Origin of the sequence: Pseudomonas syringae (genome assembly GCF_001698815.1) — a bacterium.
GTDB classification, from domain to species: Bacteria; Pseudomonadota; Gammaproteobacteria; order Pseudomonadales; family Pseudomonadaceae; genus Aquipseudomonas; species Aquipseudomonas syringae_A.
The window spans coordinates 267,729-285,524 of the sequence record NZ_LGSI01000050.1; the positions used below are offsets into that span (position 1 = coordinate 267,729).

Annotated in this window: 16 protein-coding genes and 1 pseudogene; 16 read left to right on the forward strand and 1 reads right to left on the reverse strand. The window is 58.8% G+C overall.

Going from position 1 to position 17,796, the window contains the following annotated elements; translation table 11 throughout:
* Positions 1-77: 77 nt before the first annotated feature.
* From AFK24_RS17045 to AFK24_RS32095, 7 genes and pseudogenes are all read left to right on the forward strand, one after another.
* Positions 78-1,646: an ABC transporter substrate-binding protein gene (locus tag AFK24_RS17045; RefSeq protein WP_065834310.1), complete on the forward strand. Its 1,569-nt coding sequence runs from the start codon at positions 78-80 to the stop codon at positions 1,644-1,646.
* A 130-nt stretch (positions 1,647-1,776) separates the two neighbouring features.
* Positions 1,777-2,793 carry an ABC transporter permease gene (locus AFK24_RS17050; RefSeq protein WP_065834311.1) on the forward strand — a complete coding sequence of 339 codons (1,017 nt, stop codon included), beginning with the start codon at positions 1,777-1,779 and terminating at the stop codon, positions 2,791-2,793.
* 1 nt (position 2,794) lies between these two features.
* A complete protein-coding gene (gene ddpC, locus AFK24_RS17055) occupies positions 2,795-3,694 on the forward strand; it encodes a D,D-dipeptide ABC transporter permease (RefSeq protein ID WP_170826348.1) in 900 nt (299 codons plus the stop codon).
* A 2-nt stretch (positions 3,695-3,696) separates the two neighbouring features.
* Positions 3,697-4,716, forward strand: coding sequence for an ABC transporter ATP-binding protein (locus AFK24_RS17060; RefSeq protein WP_065834312.1), 1,020 nt, complete (start codon positions 3,697-3,699; stop codon positions 4,714-4,716).
* Positions 4,713-5,705, forward strand: a complete 993-nt coding sequence (locus tag AFK24_RS17065) for an oligopeptide/dipeptide ABC transporter ATP-binding protein (protein ID WP_065834313.1) — start codon at positions 4,713-4,715, stop codon at positions 5,703-5,705. Before AFK24_RS17060 ends, AFK24_RS17065 begins: the two co-directional genes overlap by 4 nt.
* Before the next feature lie 242 nt (positions 5,706-5,947).
* Positions 5,948-6,979: pseudogene (locus AFK24_RS32090) on the forward strand (HAMP domain-containing protein); the annotation flags it as partial.
* A 93-nt stretch (positions 6,980-7,072) separates the two neighbouring features.
* Complete coding sequence (locus AFK24_RS32095) at positions 7,073-7,837, forward strand: methyl-accepting chemotaxis protein (protein WP_371106423.1); 765 nt, start codon at positions 7,073-7,075, stop codon at positions 7,835-7,837.
* Between the two features lie 140 nt (positions 7,838-7,977).
* Here the strand turns inward: AFK24_RS32095 and AFK24_RS17075 are convergent, their stop codons facing one another.
* Complete coding sequence (locus tag AFK24_RS17075; RefSeq protein WP_065834315.1) at positions 7,978-10,047, reverse strand: hypothetical protein; 2,070 nt, start codon at positions 10,045-10,047, stop codon at positions 7,978-7,980.
* Positions 10,048-10,437: 390 nt separating this feature from the next.
* Between AFK24_RS17075 and phnC the strand changes: the two genes are divergently transcribed.
* The 9 genes from phnC (at position 10,438) to phnK (ending at position 17,777) form a co-directional block, all read left to right on the forward strand.
* Positions 10,438-11,271 carry a phosphonate ABC transporter ATP-binding protein gene (gene phnC / locus AFK24_RS17080; RefSeq protein ID WP_065834316.1) on the forward strand — a complete coding sequence of 278 codons (834 nt, stop codon included), beginning with the start codon at positions 10,438-10,440 and terminating at the stop codon, positions 11,269-11,271.
* Between the two features lie 75 nt (positions 11,272-11,346).
* Entirely contained in the window at positions 11,347-12,351 is a 1,005-nt protein-coding gene (gene phnD, locus AFK24_RS17085) for a phosphonate ABC transporter substrate-binding protein (protein WP_065834317.1), read from the forward strand.
* A gap of 53 nt (positions 12,352-12,404) precedes the next feature.
* Positions 12,405-13,199, forward strand: a complete 795-nt coding sequence (gene phnE, locus AFK24_RS17090) for a phosphonate ABC transporter, permease protein PhnE (RefSeq protein ID WP_020289826.1) — start codon at positions 12,405-12,407, stop codon at positions 13,197-13,199.
* 35 nt (positions 13,200-13,234) lie between these two features.
* A complete protein-coding gene (gene phnF / locus AFK24_RS17095) occupies positions 13,235-13,939 on the forward strand; it encodes a phosphonate metabolism transcriptional regulator PhnF (RefSeq protein WP_065834318.1) in 705 nt (234 codons plus the stop codon).
* A gap of 14 nt (positions 13,940-13,953) precedes the next feature.
* Positions 13,954-14,409, forward strand: a complete 456-nt coding sequence (phnG, locus tag AFK24_RS17100) for a phosphonate C-P lyase system protein PhnG (RefSeq protein ID WP_065834319.1) — start codon at positions 13,954-13,956, stop codon at positions 14,407-14,409.
* On the forward strand, positions 14,409-15,005 hold the full coding sequence (phnH, locus tag AFK24_RS17105) for a phosphonate C-P lyase system protein PhnH (RefSeq protein ID WP_065834320.1): 597 nt from the start codon (positions 14,409-14,411) through the stop codon (positions 15,003-15,005). Before phnG ends, phnH begins: the two co-directional genes overlap by 1 nt.
* Complete coding sequence (locus AFK24_RS17110; RefSeq protein WP_065834321.1) at positions 15,005-16,081, forward strand: carbon-phosphorus lyase complex subunit PhnI; 1,077 nt, start codon at positions 15,005-15,007, stop codon at positions 16,079-16,081. The genes phnH and AFK24_RS17110 overlap by 1 nt, the downstream gene beginning before the upstream one ends.
* Positions 16,078-16,962, forward strand: a complete 885-nt coding sequence (locus AFK24_RS17115; RefSeq protein WP_065834322.1) for an alpha-D-ribose 1-methylphosphonate 5-phosphate C-P-lyase PhnJ — start codon at positions 16,078-16,080, stop codon at positions 16,960-16,962. Before AFK24_RS17110 ends, AFK24_RS17115 begins: the two co-directional genes overlap by 4 nt.
* Complete coding sequence (gene phnK / locus AFK24_RS17120; RefSeq protein ID WP_065834323.1) at positions 16,959-17,777, forward strand: phosphonate C-P lyase system protein PhnK; 819 nt, start codon at positions 16,959-16,961, stop codon at positions 17,775-17,777. The genes AFK24_RS17115 and phnK overlap by 4 nt, the downstream gene beginning before the upstream one ends.
* Positions 17,778-17,796: the final 19 nt, after the last annotated feature.

Sequence of the window (17,796 nt, forward strand, 5' to 3'; positions counted from 1 at the left end):
CCGAGTTTGAACTGCCCGGTATAGCTTCAATAAAAAACCTGACGAACTTCCACACATCGAATGATCAAGGAACCGGCATGAACTCTCTTTGCAACCCGCGCTTGAACCCGCGCAATCTGGTCATGGCACTGCTGTGTACCGCCATGGGGCTTGGCGCCTGGCAGTCCGCCAGTGCTGCAGTGCCCAAGGACGTTTTGATGATCGGCAAGCCTGCCGATCCACAGACCCTCGACCCGGCCGTGACCATCGATAACAACGACTGGACGGTGACTTATCCAGCCTATCAGCGACTGGTTTCCTACAAGGTCGAGAACGGCAAAGGCAGTACCGAAGTGCAAGGCGAACTGGCGTCCGGCTGGACCACCTCGGCTGACAGTCTGGTTTGGGAGTTCAAGCTCAAGTCGGGTAACAAGTTCGATGACGGTACCGACGTCAATGCCGACGCGGTCAAGTTCTCCTTCGATCGGGTCATGAAACTGAAGCAGGGCCCGTCCGGGGCGTTCCCGGATGACATGGCCGTTTCCGTGGTCGACCCGCTGACCGTGCGCTTCACGCTGAAAACGCCTTATGCGCCATTCCTTTCGACCCTGGCCCACAACGGTGCAGCTATCGTTAACCCGGAAGTGGCCAAAAAAACCGAAGGTGCCGATGCGTATCTGTCGACCCACACGGCGGGTTCCGGGGCGTTCAAGCTGACCGGCTGGCAGAAGGGACAATCGCTGACCATGGAGCACAACAGCTATTACGCCGGTCCCAAGCCGACGCTGAACAAGGTCGTGGTGAAGATCATCAGTGAGGCCTCGGTACGCCGTCTGCAACTGGAACATGGCGACCTGGACATCATCGAGGACATGCCGGAAGACCAGCTTGAAGCCTTGAGCAAGAAATCTGGCGTGGTCATTGGCGACTTCCCTTCGTTGCGGGTCACGCTGCTGTACCTGAACAACAAAAAGGTCCCGATGAATAACCCGGATGCACGCCGGGCCATTGTCGATGCCCTGGATTACAACGGCATCATCAACGGCATTCTCAAAGGCAAGGCCAAGCCTATGAATGGTCCGATTCCTCAAGGCATGTGGGCCTACGATGAGAGGTTGCCGGTCCCGAAACAGGATCTTGCCAAGGCCAAGGCCGATCTTGCCAAGGTGCCCACCAAGATCAGCGCACTGCAGTTCATCTACTCTGACAAGGACCCGAACTGGGAACCCATCGGCCTGACCCTGCAAGCCGGTCTGCAACCCTTGGGCATCAATATGAAGATGGAAAAAATGGCCAACGCGACAATGCGTGAGCGGCTGGGCAGCGGTGATTTCGACATCGCCATTGGTTCCTGGAGCCCGGACTTCGCCGACCCCTACATGTTCATGAACTTCTGGTTCGACTCCAAGCTGCAAGGCCTGGCCGGCAACCGCTCCTTTTACGAAAACCCTGCGGTGGACAAGCTGATTCGTGAGTCAGCGGCCACCAATGACGCAGGCAAGCGTACCGAGCTGTACCAGCAGGCGCAGAAGATCGTCCTCAATGACAGCGTCTATGCCTATCTGTACCAGAAAGCCTACACCTTGCCGATGCGGGATAACGTTAAAGGGTATGTGTTCAATCCGATGCTGGAGCAAGTGTTCAACGTGGCGACGATCACCAAGTAACCGTCACCGGCTCATCCGTTCGACCGTAAACGTTCAGCGCTTCCCTGCATGGCAAAAGAGGGGAGTGCTGCAACGCCGTGCCCAAGGCAGTCGTTTTGAATTGCCATTTATAGCGTGACCGAGGTGCCTGATGGCCTTCCTGAATATTCTGCGCAAACGTCTGTTCGGCCTGCTGCTGGTCGTGATTGGCGTTTCCGTGATCACTTTTGCGATTTCTCACCTGATTCCCGGCGACCCGGCCCGGCTGATCGCCGGCGACCGGGCCAGCGATGCCATTGTTGCCAACATCCGCCATCAGTTGGGGCTGGATTTGCCGCTTTATCAACAATATGGCCGCTACATGCTCGATCTGCTGCAGGGTGATCTGGGTACGTCCATCCGCACCAGTCGCCCGGTTCTTGAGGACTTGCAGGCCTATTTCCCGGCGACTCTGGAACTGGCGCTTGCCGCCTTGTTGCTGTCGATCCTGATTGGCGTGCCGCTGGGCGTGCTGTCGGCGGTGTACCACAACCGCGCCATTGACCAGATTGCCCGCACGGTGGCGGTCACCGGCATTTCCACCCCGGCGTTCTGGCTAGGACTTGGCCTGATCGTGCTGTTCTACGGCCACTTGAATTGGTTACCAGGCAGTGGCCGGCTGGATGAAGGCCTGACACCGCCGCGAACCATCACCGGTTTCTATCTGATTGACTCGTTGCTGATGGGCGACTGGGAGTTGTTCAAGAATGCCGCGCAGCATTTGCTTCTGCCCGCTGTGACGTTGGGCTTCGTCAATCTTGGCGTGATCGCGCGGCAGATACGCTCCGCGATGCTCGATCAATTGGGCGAGGACTACATCCGTACCGCGCGGGCTTACGGTTTGTCGAAGTGGGCAGTGATTCTGCGCCACGCGCTGCCCAACGCATTGATTCCATCCGTGACGGTCCTGGGCCTGACATTGGGCGATCTGCTGTATGGCGCAGTGCTGACCGAAACGGTATTCGCCTGGCCAGGCATGGGCGCCTACGTGGTCAAGTCGATCCAGTCTCTGGATTTTCCGGCGGTGATGGGCTTTGCGATCGTGGTTTCCTTCATCTATGTGCTGCTCAACATGGCAATCGATCTTGTCTACCGCCTGATCGACCCACGTATCGGCGAGGTCAACTGACATGACGACTCCACTCACGCCCTTGAGCATTCCGTCTGTAGCGCAAACCCCTGCGTGGCGGGAACGGTTCGCCTATTTGCGCTATCAGATCGGTCGCAGCCCGCTGACCATTGCTGGTCTGGTCATCAGCGCTTTAGTACTGCTATGCATGATTTTCGCGCCGTGGCTGGCGCCTTACGATCCCAATGCACTGGACCTTATTCATCGTCTCGCACCGCCCTCGGCGGAGCATTGGTTCGGCACGGATGAAGTGGGACGCGACTTATTGAGCCGTGTGTTGTTCGGCAGCCAGCAATCCGTGGGAGTCGGCTTGTTCGTCGCATTTTCTTCCTGCCTGATCGGCGGTTTGCTGGGCTGCATGTCCGGGGTCATTGGCGGTCGTTTCGACAGTCTGATCATGCGTTTGATGGACATCATGCTCTCGGTGCCATCGCTGGTGCTGATCATGGCCCTGACGGCGGCGCTGGGTCCAAGTCTGTTCAACGCCATGTTGGCCATTACCCTGGTGCGCATTCCGTTCTATGTGCGGCTGGCTCGTGGCCAGGCACTGAGCATCCGCCAGATGGGCTACGTCAAAGCGGCGCAGACCTTTGGCGCGGGGCGCTGGCACATCGTGCTCTGGCACGTGGCGCGCAACGCCACGCCGCCTTTGCTGGTGCAACTGAGCCTGGATATCGGTGCGGCGATTCTCATGGCCTCGGCGCTGGGCTTCATCGGTCTGGGTGCGCAACAACCGACAGCGGAGTGGGGCGCGATGGTCGCAACCGGGCGCAACTACATCCTTGACCAATGGTGGTATTCGACTTTTCCCGGCTTGGCGATTCTGGTCACTGCCACCGGTTTCAATCTGCTGGGCGACGGCGTGCGCGACTTGCTCGATCCACGGCAACAGGGGAAATGACCATGCCTATTCATAGCGCTAGCATCCCGGCAACGAGCCTCGCGCCGGTATTGACCATTGATAACCTGAGCATTGAATTTCCGGCCTATCGCAGCACGGTCAAGGCACTCAATGGCGTCTCCCTGCATGTCAATCCCGGCGAGATCGTCGGCGTGATTGGCGAGTCCGGCTCCGGTAAATCGGTGACGGCCATGTTGAGCCTGCGGTTGCTGCCGGAGCGCAGCTATCGGGTCACCGCAGGCAGTCTGAACATCCTCGGCCGGGACATGTTGGCGGCCCGGGAGAAAGAACTGTTGAAGGTGCGCGGGCGCGATGTCGCGATGATCTTTCAGGAGCCGATGACCGCCCTGAATCCTACCCGGCGCATCGGCAGGCAAATGACTGATGTCATCATTCATCATCAGCGTTTGAGCAAGGATCAGGCTCGAAGCAAGGCGATTGCATTGCTGCGCGACATGCACATTGCCGACCCGGAGCAGGTGCTGGAGAGCTACCCGTTCGAACTGTCCGGCGGCATGCGCCAGCGGGTGATGATCGCCCTGGCGTTTTCCTGTGACCCGCAACTGTTGATCGCTGACGAGCCGACCACCGCGCTGGATGTCACCGTGCAACGGCAGGTGCTGCTGTTGCTGCGAGAAAAAGCCCGGGAGCGGGGTACGGCGATTTTGCTGATTACCCACGACATGGCGCTGGTTTCGCAGTTCTGCGACCGGGTGTACGTGATGTACACCGGCGCGGTGGTGGAGCAAGGGGATACCGCTCAGGTCATGGCCGATCCGCGTCATCCCTACACCAAGGGCTTGTTAAGCGGACTGCCCGAGCAAGTCCGGCCCGGTGAAGCCCTGATGACTATTCCCGGTCAGGTGCCGAACCTGTCCGCCTTACCCGACGGCTGCACGTTTCGTGATCGTTGCGCGTTCGCCATGCCCAAGTGCCTGGAGCGTCCGCCGCTGCTGGCCATAGATGCTGCCGGCTTGCGCAAGAGCGCCTGCTGGCTGAACGCTGCGGAGCAAGCCTCATGATCAATAACGCACGTAAACGCCTGCCGGAAGACAACTCGGCGATCCTTGCCCTCAACGATGTACGGGTGCATTTCCCGGTCGGCAGCGACTGGCTAGGGCGGCCTAAAGGCGTGGCTCATGCCCTGAACGGTCTCGACCTGCAGGTCCGCGCCGGGGAAACACTGGGCGTGGTGGGCGAATCCGGCTGTGGCAAGAGCACCCTGGCGCAATTGCTGATGGGTTTGATCAAGCCAACCCTGGGCAGCGTCGACTGGATCTACAACGACGCTCGCGAGCGCAGCAGCAATGTGCAGATCGTTTTCCAGGATCCGCAGTCCTCGCTGGATCCGCGCTTGCCGGTGTGGAAAATCATCACCGAGCCGCTGTATGTGCAACGTACGGTCCCGCGTCGGGACATGCGTGACATTGCGGCGAGGGTCGCAGCGCAGGTGGGCATCCGCCCTGAGTACCTGGATCGATTCGCGCATCAGTTTTCCGGAGGTCAGCGGCAGCGGATCGCCATTGCAAGGGCGTTGTCGTCTGATCCGGACATTATCGTCCTCGACGAACCGACCTCGGCACTGGATATCTCGGTGCAGGCGCAGATTCTGAATTTGCTGGCCGAACTGCAACGCGGCCGCGACCTGACTTATATCCTGATCTCCCACAACGTGTCGGTGGTGCGGCATATGGCGGACCGGGTCGCGGTTATGTATCTGGGACAAATCGTCGAACTGGGCAGCGCTGCCGAGGTGCTGGAACAACCGCGCCATCCTTATACGCAACTGTTGCTCGATGCAGTGCCGCGCCTCGGTGCGCCGCTGGACAATACTCAGGTCGCCGCGCCGACCGAGTTACCCGGTAACCGCAGGCTTCCGACCGGCTGTTTCTTCCGTGACCGCTGCCCGAAAGCCACAGTGGGCTGTGACAAACCTCAGGTATTGGCAGCAGCCAGGGGTGGAGAAGCACAGGTGCGATGCCATTTGCAGTCTGTTGTGCGCAGCAGCTAGCTTGATCTGCCTGGGCAGGGCCGCCGACTCGCCAACAGGTTGGCGCCTGCCAAGGCCGCATCGGCTCCGGATTCGGCGCTTTCAAGGTCATCCGTCTGATAGTGGCAATTTGGAAGATACATTCAAAAGAAGCGACTTTCCTTTTATTGCGAAGCCCAGTACAACGCCGCACGGCATTCTCTGTTATCTGCAGAATACGCCGCCTCCGTCGTTGTTCTTTTGCAGTGGAAGTGTCCGTGATGATGAAAAGTTTGGGTTTCAGCAGGAAGATCCTGCTTGCCGCCGCATTGGTTGTGGTTGTCGCGTTTACTTGCTTTATCGTCGTGAACGATTATCGACAACGCGAAACATTAAAAACCAATGTATTTGCCGAGTTGCAACAGCTTGGCAGTTTGACGACGCAGAATATCCAGACCTGGCTCGACAGCCGCACGCAGTTGCTGCAATCCATGTCCCAGCGCATTGCCGCCGACGGCAAGGCGCTGCCTGAGCTGCAGCGCGCCATCGGTGTGCCGGCGTACAGCGACAACTTCCAGCTCAGTTATTTCGGCAGTACCGACGGCGTAATGTTTTCCGTACCTGCCGGTAATCGCGCGGCCGATTATGATCCACGTGCGCGGGGTTGGTATAAAGCTGCGCAAAACGCTTCCGGCACCATTGTGACTGAACCGTATATTGCAGCCTCTTCGGGTAAGTTGGTGGTGACGCTGGCAACGCCGGTCAAATACCAGAATCAATTTATCGGCGTCGCCGGTGCGGATATCTCCCTGGACAGCATCAGTAAAACCATCAACTCGCTGAACTTTGGCGGTCATGGTTATGCGTTCATTGTCAGCGGCGAAGGCAAGATCCTGATTCACCCGGACAGCAAACTGGTGCTGAAAAACATCAGCGAGGCTTACCCGAACGACACTCCGGCAATCACTGCTGGCGTGCGGGAGATTGAATCTTCGGGTAAAGCCGAAATCATGTCGCTCACCAAAGTCGAGGGCGTTTCTTCGGCCAACTGGTATGTAGCGCTGGTTCTCGATCAGGACGCTGCCTATTCGATGCTCGGTGAGTTCCGCACCTCGGCCATCACCGCGATGGTGATCTCCGTGGTGATCATCATCCTGTTGCTCGGTTTGCTGATCCGCGTCTTGATGCAGCCGCTGCACCAGATGGGCCGCGCCATGCGCGATATCGCTGATGGGGACGGCGACCTGACCAAGCGTCTGGCAATTACTTCCCAGGATGAATTCGGTGCCCTGGCGCAGTCGTTCAACCATTTCGTCGAACGTATCCACGGTTCGATCCGTGAAGTGGCGTCCACCGCCGGTCAGCTGGGTGAAGTGGCATTGCGCGTGGTCAGAGCTTCGAACTCGTCGATGACCAACTCCGATCAGCAGGCCAACCGCACCGAAAGTGTGGCAGCAGCGATCAATCAGTTGGGCGCAGCGGCCCAGGAAATAGCCCAGAACGCCGCGCGTACTTCCCAGCACTCGGCGGATGCCAGCGAACTGGCAGGCGATGGCCAGAAAGTGGTGCAGCAGACCATCACGGCGATGAATGAGCTGTCGTCGAAAATCAGCGAGTCCTGCGCCAACATCGAAAGCCTGAATGGCAAGACGGTGAACATCGGGCAGATTCTTGAAGTGATTACCAGCATTTCCCAGCAGACCAACTTGCTGGCGCTCAACGCTGCTATTGAAGCTGCGCGAGCTGGCGAAGCAGGGCGCGGCTTTGCGGTGGTCGCAGATGAAGTCCGTAATCTGGCGCACCGGACGCAGGATTCTGCGCAGCAAGTGCGGACCATGATCGAAGAGCTGCAAGTCGGCGCGCGCGAAGCGGTGGTCACCATGACCGAAAGCCAGCGTCAGAGCGAAAGCAGCGTCACCGTTGCCAACCAGGCGGGCGAACGCTTGAGCAGCGTTACCCGACGCATCGACGAAATCAACGGCATGAACCAGTCTGTGGCGGCGGCCACCGAAGAGCAGACTGCAGTGGTGGAGTCGATCAACGTCGACATCACCCAGATCAACACCCTCAACCAGGAAGGCGTCGACAACCTCAAGCTCACGCTGGATGCCTGTGGCCATCTCGAAGAACAGGCTGCGCGTTTGCAGCATTTGGTGGGGACGTTCCGGATATAAAGCGAAGCGTTACCTGAAACGGACAGTGTAGGAGCCGAGCTTGCTTGCGATTGGATCTGTCATTCGAACCATCATTCGTCTGACTTGACGCTATCGCGAGCAAGCTCGGCTCCTACAGTGATGACAGCGTTCCAGCTACATCATCGCGGCAATCGGTTTTTAGTGACCTGGCTGACCAGTGAAAAATGAGGTACTGCCAGACTGGGTTCGCGCCCTTTGAATGTTCGTGGCTTTGCATCTTTTTCATCCTGCCAGCACCTGACGGCATCGATGGCCACCGAGTTACGGATATAACGATGCCAGATGAACGCGAGATCAAAGGTCAGGATCGCCAGCCACCACAGATAGATAAACGCCAGCGCTGCAAGCACAAGCGGCCAGAGCAGGCGTTTTACTTCCTTGACTGCGGTCCCATTTGCAGTAGGTGGTTCGAACATAGTCGGTGCATTGATATAGCCCACTGCTATTGCAATCCCCACCACCAACATACCTGAACCGACCATAAACCTACGGCCCCAGCGAGGATTGCGTGGAACCAGCCAGCACGACGCCGCGACAAAGGCACCCAAGCCGATAAGCCATGCTTTCTCCAGCGAAACCCCATAAAAGCTTTCAATTGTCGTCGCGTCTGCGATGCCAAAAGTCAGGAAGGCCGCAGTTCGGTCATCCAGTATATATATAACGGCGAAAGCCCCCACTGCATAAACACCTATTGCAAGTATCCACCATCGCTTTTGCGTGCGTTTTACCAGGCGCGGAAGTCGGCCGGCGACGGTGATACTGGCGAGCAGGATGGACAGTGTGATGACACAGGTTGTTATTTGGAGCGCAGTCCAGGAGTCCAGATACAGGAAGGTCATGACGGCTTTGAGCATGAAGTACACAGCGGCGACATGCAGCAGGAATGACAGTACATAAGGAATAGCGACACTCACCAGACTGACTACTTGCCTGGTCTTCGGCGGGGGGCTTTTCGCCGGGCGAGAACCGCTGGTGCCAGGCGTGTCGGTTGCGGCTGCTGACGTATCTGCCACTTTGGGCGAGGGATCAGCAAACACCACGTCATCAATGAAATGATGAAACACATCAGGATCTTGCCAGTAATCGACGTGTGCTTTGCCCGGTAGCCAGTACCTGGCAAAACCGAAGTCATGTTCTAAATTGAACTCAAATGCAGCGCATCGCTGATCCTGCAGGTAAGCCCGTGCGCTATCCAGCTGGAAGCCGACCGGGTCTCCAAAGTCGTAGTAGTTACGCCATTTGATCGGCGCGGGCAGGGTGATGCCATTCTCCGGCGATTGCGTAATGACGGTGACGGGGCCCAACGGCAATGCGCCGGTGAAATTCTCGGTTGCGATAGTGTCAACCGGCCAGAGCTTTGGCCACAGCAGTATATGTTTGTCGATAGGCGAACCCAGGGTCATGAAGCCGGAAACGTGTTGAATCCACTGATACGTCGCGGTTCGGCCGGACTCGGCCTGCAAAGAACTGTTTACGGGAGCGGACAGCGCTTCAAGCATTGCGAGAAAACTGATAACGGTCCCTTCGCTGTGGGCGACGATGTAAATCCTCGGCGTCTCAGGTTGTTTGGTTTTAAAACTGTCGACAATTTGTGTCATCGCGTCGTGGAAGTTATCAATTATTTGTTTTCGATAGGATTTGAAGTCGGCAACCAATTGCACGTCGCCGATGTAATCAGTGAGCAGGGAAGAAATCTGGAATTCGAAAACTCCGGACTTCTTGAACACCCAGCTCAGGTTTTCGATCACGGTAACGGCCTCTAATATTTCATCCACCGCACCCGCAGCCAAGGCGAAATCCTTGTCATCCAGACATGGATTCTTTTCCCTGAGTCTCCTTTGGTACAAGGCGTGGGCTCGGGCAACAACGGTTTTGCCCCAGGCTTTGCTCTCTTCCAGCGTATCTCCTTGCGTGACCACACGTTTGGGAACATCGGCCCAATAGATCTCGGCAAAACCCACCGTTTCCATTGGATGGCCCTCTTCGACTTCCAGCTTGCTGACATGGACTTCGCCGTTGTTACCCAACTGGAAGAAGCCCAGCGGCATGATCGGTGGCGGGTCCTCGGACAGACTTCCGAAGCGGTGTGCGACAGTGCGAATCGTGTTACTACGGCTCTGACTGCCTATGCCGTGAATGGCAACGATGATTTTTGTGATGGGTCGCCGGGTTTGTGTTTGGGTTGTCATGACCGTGATTCCTCCGTTATCCAACTATCTCTTTCAAATAGTTCGAAGCGGCAAAGCCATCGATAACGCCGGGTCAAGCATTCTTCCGGGATAGGTCACAACAGTGACTATTTGGGTCTAGTGGTATTTCTTCGGGCCGTCAATATTGCATTGATTATTCTTTTAGTTGTTGTAATCGATATGAAACATTGGTTTTCTGAAGGTAGATAACGGGTGTAACCAACACGTGTTGATGTCCTGAACATGCTGGTTGGTCATCCCTTCATACTCAACCTTTCACCAAACGGTTACCCAACCGTCATGTTCAGTTCATCCCGCTGAAATACCCCGGTTCTACTGTTTGTTGCACCCAAGCGGCCATTCCGGCTGCGCAACCAGACAGAGAAGCCTATGTCCGCAGCCATCCATGTCGAACGTCTGAACAAGACTTTTGCGCGCAAACCCGCTTTGGTTGACCTTGCGTTGTCTATACAACCCGGTGAAATGGTTGCCTTGATCGGCGCTTCCGGCTCGGGTAAATCCACGCTGCTGCGTCATCTGGCGGGCCTGGCCTGTTGCGACCGCAGCAACGGCGGCCGGGTCGAAGTGCTGGGCCGTGAAGTGCAGTCCAGCGGGCGCCTCAATGGCAAAGTGCGGCATCTGCGTTCGGACATCGGCTACATCTTCCAGCAGTTCAATCTGGTCAATCGCCTCAGCGTGCTGGACAACGTGCTCATTGGTTGCCTGGGGCGCATGCCCGGCTGGCGTGGCAACTTTGGCTTGTTCAACGCCGACGAAAAGCAGCGTGCCATGGAATCCCTGGACCGCGTTGGCCTGGCTGACCTCGCTGCACAACGGGCCTCGACCTTGTCTGGCGGCCAGCAACAGCGCGTGGCAATTGCCCGGGCGTTGACTCAGCGCGCCGAAGTGATTCTCGCCGATGAACCCATTGCCTCTCTCGATCCCGAGTCGGCGCGCAAGGTCATGGAAATCCTCGCCGACATCAATCGCACTGACCGCAAGACCGTGGTGGTCACCCTGCATCAGGTGGATTACGCCGTGCGTTATTGCCCGCGGGCCGTGGCGCTCAAGGGCGGTCGTATTCATTACGACGGCAATGCCCATGGCCTCAGCAGTCAGTTCCTCAATGACCTTTACGGCGCGGATGTAGACACCAGCCTGATGATTTCCGACGAAGGCCGCCGCACCGTGCAGCCACCCAAACTGGCGCTCGCCCGTGTTTGAGCGGCGACGCCGAACTCACGAATACAGCAATAAAACCAACAGCCAATCCATGAACATCACTTCAGGAGTGCTTCCATGTTGAACCGTATTGGTCGCGTCGTTGTATCTGCTGCTTTACTCGGCAGTTGCTTGCTGGGCACTGCCCATGCCGACGAGAAAGTCATCAACTTCGGCATCATGTCTACCGAATCGTCGCAGAACCTAAAAAGCATCTGGCAGCCATTTCTGGATGACATGGGCAAGAAAACCGGTCTGAAGGTCAACGCGACCTTTGCTTCGGACTACGCCGGGCTGATTCAGGGCATGCGCTTCAACAAGGTCGACGTGGCCTGGCTGGGTAACAAGGCGGCGATGGAAGCGGTGGACCGTTCCAACGGTGAAATCTTTGCCCAGACCGCTGCCGCCAATGGCGCCGCCGGTTACTGGAGCGTGATCATTGCCCGCAAGGACAGCCCTATCAACTCGGTCGAGGACATGCTCAAGAACGCCAAGACCCTGACCTTCGGCAATGGTGATCCAAACTCCACCTCCGGCTATCTGGTCCCGGGCTACTACGTGTTCGCCAAGAACCACGTCGATGCCGCCACGGCGTTCAAGCGCACGCTCAACTCCAGCCATGAAGTGAACGCCCTCAGCGTCGCCAAGGGTCAACTGGATGTCGCCACTTTCAATACCGAGAGCTGGGATCGTCTGGAAGTCACCCAGCCGGACATGGCGGCCAAGCTCAAGGTGATCTGGAAATCGCCATTGATCCCGGCCGACCCGATGGTCTGGAGCAAGGCGCTTTCGGACGAAAACAAAGCCAAGATTCGTGAGTTCTTCGCTGATTACGGCAACACCGATGAAGAGAAAGCCGTGCTCAAAGGCATGCAGCTGGGCAAGTTCCTCAAGTCCAGCGATGACCAATTGTTGCCGATCCGCCAACTCGATCTGTTCAAGCAGCGCACCGAAGTGGTCGCCAGCACCACGCTGGATGCTGATGAAAAGGCCAAGCGCCTCAAAGACATTGACGCCGGCCTGACCAAGCTGCAAGACCGCATCACCGAGCTTGAGAAGAAAAACACTGCCACCGCCGGTTGATTGACCGGGCGCGGTGTTGTGCCGCGCCCGTTTCTGGCCACCGAGAGCTATTTATGACGAGCACTACGCACGCTGCATACGTCCAGGCCGTGGGTAAGCGCACCTGGCCGCAATACCTGGGCTGGGGCTTGTTCCTGGCGATGTTGGCCTGGGCCTGGCATGGCGCCGAAATGAACCCGCTGGCGCTGTACCGCGACTCGGGGAACATGGCGACTTTCGCTGCCGATTTCTTCCCGCCGGACTTCCACGAATGGCGTTCATACCTCAAGGAAATGATCGTCACCGTGCAAATCGCTCTGTGGGGCACGGTGCTGGCGATTGTCTGCTCGGTGCCGCTGGGCATTTTGTGCGCCGACAACATCACCCCGTGGTGGATTCACCAGCCGTTGCGCCGGGTCATGGATTCCTTCCGCTCCATCAATGAAATGGTCTTCGCCATGTTGTTCGTGGTGGCGGTGGGTCTGGGTCCATTTGCCGGCGTCCTGGCGCTGTGGATCAGCACCACCGGCGTGCTCGCCAAGCTGTTCGCCGAAGCCGTGGAAGCCATCGATCCGGGACCGGTTGAAGGGGTGCGCGCCACCGGCGCCAGTGCCTTGCAGGAAGTGATCTACGGGGTGATCCCGCAAGTCATGCCGCTGTGGATTTCCTATGCGCTGTACCGCTTCGAATCCAACGTGCGCTCGGCGACGGTGGTGGGCATGGTCGGCGCGGGCGGCATCGGTGTGATCCTCTGGGAAAACATCCGCGCCTTCCAGTTCACCCAGACCTGTGCGGTATTGCTGGTGATCATCGTCGTGGTAAGCGCCATCGACATCGTGTCCCAGCGCTTGCGCAAGCAGTTCATCTAGGAGGAGAGGGGCGCTTTGCTGCGCTTTTTTTAATCATGGAAATGTCTAGACAAGCAGAGCCGGTGTACCGCGAACTGGCGGACACCTTGCGCAACGAACTGGACGGTTATCGCCCCGGGGATTATCTACCCGCCGAAATCCAGCTGGCCGCGCGCTTCGCCGTCAACCGCCACACCATTCGCCGGGCCATCGACGAACTGGTGCGAGAGGGCTGCGTGCTGCGCCGCCAGGGCAAGGGCACGCAAGTGCTGGAGCGTCGGTTGATTTACCCGGTGCAGGCCGACAGTGCCTACAGCCAGTCATTGTCGGCGCTGGGCCTGGGAGTTGAAGCAACGCTCTTGCATCGCAATGAATGCCTGGCGGCTGCCGAAGATGCTCAACATCTGGGCGTGGCCGAACATGCGCCGCTGATCGAGCTGAACACCTTGCGCCGTCTTGACGGGCAGCCGGTCAGCCTGATCCGGCATCGTTTCTGTGCCAGCCGCAGTGAAATGCTTTCGGCCTATCGAAGCGGCTCATTGCGGCAGTACTTCGCTTCGCGCCAGTTGCCTTTGACGCGCATCCTGAGCCTGATCGGCTCACGTTTGCCAAGCCGTGAAGAAGCCGGGCTTTTGATGATGCCCCGGCATTTACCGGTGCTCACGGTGCTCACCGTTTCTCGCGACGACGCCGGCAATCCGGTGGAACTGTCCCGTTCCACCAGCCGCTCCGACCGCTTCCAGTATCAGGTCATTACATGATGGAGACGCCAGACATGAACCCTGAAAAAGACCCCGCCATCGTCGCTCGCCAGCGTTGGATCGGGCTGCTTGCCCGCGCCAGTGGCGACGACTTGAACCGCCATGAATCGGCCTTGCGCGACGCCGAATACCAATTGATTCGCGCCCCGGAAATCGGCATGACTCTGGTCCGTGGCCGCATGGGCGGCACCGGCGCGCCGTTCAACGTCGGGGAAATGAGCGTGACCCGCTGCGTGGTGCGCCTCGCCGACGGGCGCACCGGTTTCAGTTATCTGGCCGGGCGCGACAAGGCACGGGCTGAACTGGCCGCCCTGGCCGACGCCCATCTGCAAGGCACGCAACAGCAGCACTGGCTCAACGAACTGATCGAGCCGCTGGCTCGCACTCAGGCCGCACGACGCGCCGAGCAAGACGCACAGACCGCCGCCAGCAAGGTGGAATTCTTTACCCTGGTCAGAGGAGAAGACTGATGAGCGCAACCCTTCTGCAACCGGCATTCGCCGATCCTGTGCTCGATGCGCAACGCAGTTTTCGTGCGGCGCTCAAGGCGCTGGCCGGTCCCGGCGTGATTCACCCTTTGCAGGCGGCGCAACAGCCACCGGCACTGCAAGGCCTGGCGTCGGCGACTCATGCATTGTGTCTGGCGCTGTTGGATATCGACACGCCGTTGTGGCTGGCGCCAGCGTTTGATACGCCGGTCATTCGCGCCAACCTGACCTTCCATTGCGGCTGCCCGATTGTCAGCGAGCGGCAGAACGCACGCTTCGCCTTGCTCGATCACAGTCAGCTGCATGATCTGCACGGCTTCGATCTGGGCAACGACCGTTACCCTGATCAATCCTGCACCTTGTTGATCCAGCTGCCGAGTCTGTCCGGCGGACCGCTGCTGAGCTGGCGCGGGCCGGGTATCCAAACGGAAAACCGCGTCGCGCTGCCGGTCAACGATGCGTTCTGGCAGGAGCGGGAAACCCACAACGATTTCCCCCGTGGCCTGGACGTGTTTTTCCTCGCCGGCAGTGACTTGCTCGGTTTGCCACGCAGCACTCGTGTGCAGGAGCGTGCCTGATGTACGTCGCGGTCAAAGGTGGCGAACAAGCCATCGACAATGCCCACAAGCTGCTGGCGAAAAAGCGCCGGGGCGATACTTCCATTACCGAACTCAGCGTCGAGCAGATCCGCCAGCAATTGCCGCTGGCCGTGGCTCGGGTCATGACTGAAGGCTCGCTGTACGACGAACAACTGGCGGCGCTGGCGATCAAGCAAGCGGCCGGAGACATGATTGAAGCGATCTTCCTGCTGCGGGCCTATCGCACCACGTTGCCGCGCTTCTGCGCCAGCTTGCCAATCGACACGTCAAACATGCAGCTCAACCGCCGCCTGTCAGCGACCTTCAAGGACGTACCGGGCGGGCAACTGCTCGGCCCGACCTTCGATTACACCCACCGCCTGCTGGATTTCAGCCTGCTCGCCGAAGGTAACTATCCAGGTCCGCAGGTGCAGGAAGATGCGGCGCTGGCCCCTTGCCCGCGTGTGCTGGGCTTGCTTGCCAAGGAAGGTTTGATCAAGAACGAAGCGGATGACGGTGAAGCGGTTGCTGACATCACCCGCGAGCCGCTGGAATACCCGGCCACCCGCGCCCAGCGTTTGCAGGCGCTGGCCCGTGGCGACGAGGGCTTTCTATTGGCGTTGAGCTATTCGACCCAACGCGGTTATGGCCGCAATCACCCGTTCGCCGGGGAGATTCGTATCGGCGAAGTCGAGGTGTGGATCGAGCCCGAAGAACTGGGTTTCCCTATTTCCATCGGCACGCTGGAAGTCACCGAATGCGAAATGATCAATCAGTTCGTCGGCTCCGGCACCGAGCAGCCGCAGTTCACTCGCGGTTACGGTCTGGCGTTCGGTCATGCAGAGCGCAAGGCCATGGCCATGGCGCTGGTGGACCGCTCGCTGCGTGCCGAGGAGTTCAACGAAGAGATCCAGTCACCGGCGCAGCAGGAAGAATTTGTTCTGGCCCACTGCGATAACGTCGAGGCCGCCGGTTTTGTCTCGCACCTGAAACTGCCGCACTACGTGGATTTCCAGTCCGAACTGGGGCTGATCCGCAAGTTGCGCGCACCTGCGCACAAGGAGCCGCACGCATGAATGCCTATCAGACATCCCGACCGGCCCGACCGGAACCCGACGAAGCGTATAACTTCGCTTATCTCGACGAACAGACCAAGCGCATGATCCGTCGCGCCTTGCTCAAGGCCGTGGCGATTCCCGGTTACCAGGTGCCTTTCGGTGGCCGCGAGATGCCGTTGCCTTACGGCTGGGGCACTGGCGGCATGCAGTTGACGGCGGCGATCCTCGGCGCTGAAGACGTGCTCAAGGTCATCGATCAGGGCGCGGACGACACCACCAACGCAGTGTCGATCCGGCGTTTTTTCGGCCGCACCGCAGGCATCGCCACCACTGAGCGCACTCCAGAGGCGACCGTCATTCAGACTCGCCACCGAATTCCGGAAACCCCGTTGCATGCCGACCAGATTCTGGTTTATCAAGTGCCGATCCCCGAGCCATTGCGCTTTATCGAGCCTTCGGAAACCGAAACCCGGACCATGCACGCGCTCAACGATTACGGCGTGATGCACGTGAAACTTTACGAGGACATCGCCACCTTCGGCCATATCGCCACCAGTTATGCATACCCGGTGATGGTCGATGAGCGCTACGTGATGGACCCGTCGCCGATCCCGAAATTCGATAACCCCAAACTCGACATGAGCCCGGCCCTGATGTTGTTCGGTGCCGGTCGCGAGAAGCGCCTGTACGCGGTGCCGCCGTTCACCCGCGTGCAAAGCCTGGATTTCGAGGATCACCCGTTTCAGATCCAGAGCTGGGAGCACAACTGCGCGATTTGCGGCAGTCATGACTCTTACCTTGATGAGCTGATCCTCGACGACGCGGGCACGCAAAGTTTTGTCTGTTCCGACACCGATTACTGCGCCCAGCGCGTTTTGCAGCAGGAGACCGGCCAATGAACAGCGCACAAGCCGCACCGATCTTTCAGGCAAACCCTGACGCTGCATCGCCGCTGCTCAAGGTTCGCGGCCTGACGCGACTCTATGGCCCGGAGAAGGGCTGTCAGGACGTCAATTTCGAGCTGTATCCCGGTGAAGTGCTGGGCATCGTCGGCGAGTCCGGTTCCGGTAAATCCACGTTGTTGTCGCTGCTCAGCGGACGTTGCCCACCGGATCGTGGCGGTATCGACTATCGGCGCAAGGACGGCCATGTGCTGGACCTGTACAGCGCCAGCGAAGCCGAACGCCGCACCTTGCTGCGCACCGAGTGGGGCTTCGTCGAGCAGAATCCCCGGGATGGTCTGCGCATGGGCGTTTCGGCCGGGGCCAATATCGGCGAGCGCCTGATGGCCCAGGGCATGCGCAATTATCAGCAACTGCGCGGGGCCGGGATCGACTGGCTGACACAGGTGGAAATCGACCCGCTGCGCATCGACGATTTGCCACGGACGTTTTCCGGCGGCATGCAGCAGCGCTTGCAGATCGCGCGCAATCTGGTGTCCAGCCCGCGTCTGATTTTCATGGATGAACCCACGGGCGGGCTCGATGTGTCGGTACAGGCGCGGCTGCTCGACCTGCTGCGCGGGCTGGTGCGTGAGCTGGATCTGGCGGTGGTGATTGTCACCCACGACCTGGCGGTGGCGCGGTTGCTGGCGGATCGGCTGATCGTGATGCGTGCTTCACGGATCGTCGAAACCGGCCTGACCGACCAGATTCTCGACGACCCGCAGCATCCATATTCGCAGCTGCTGGTGTCTTCGGTGCTGCAACCGTGAAGCGACTTTTGGGATGAGC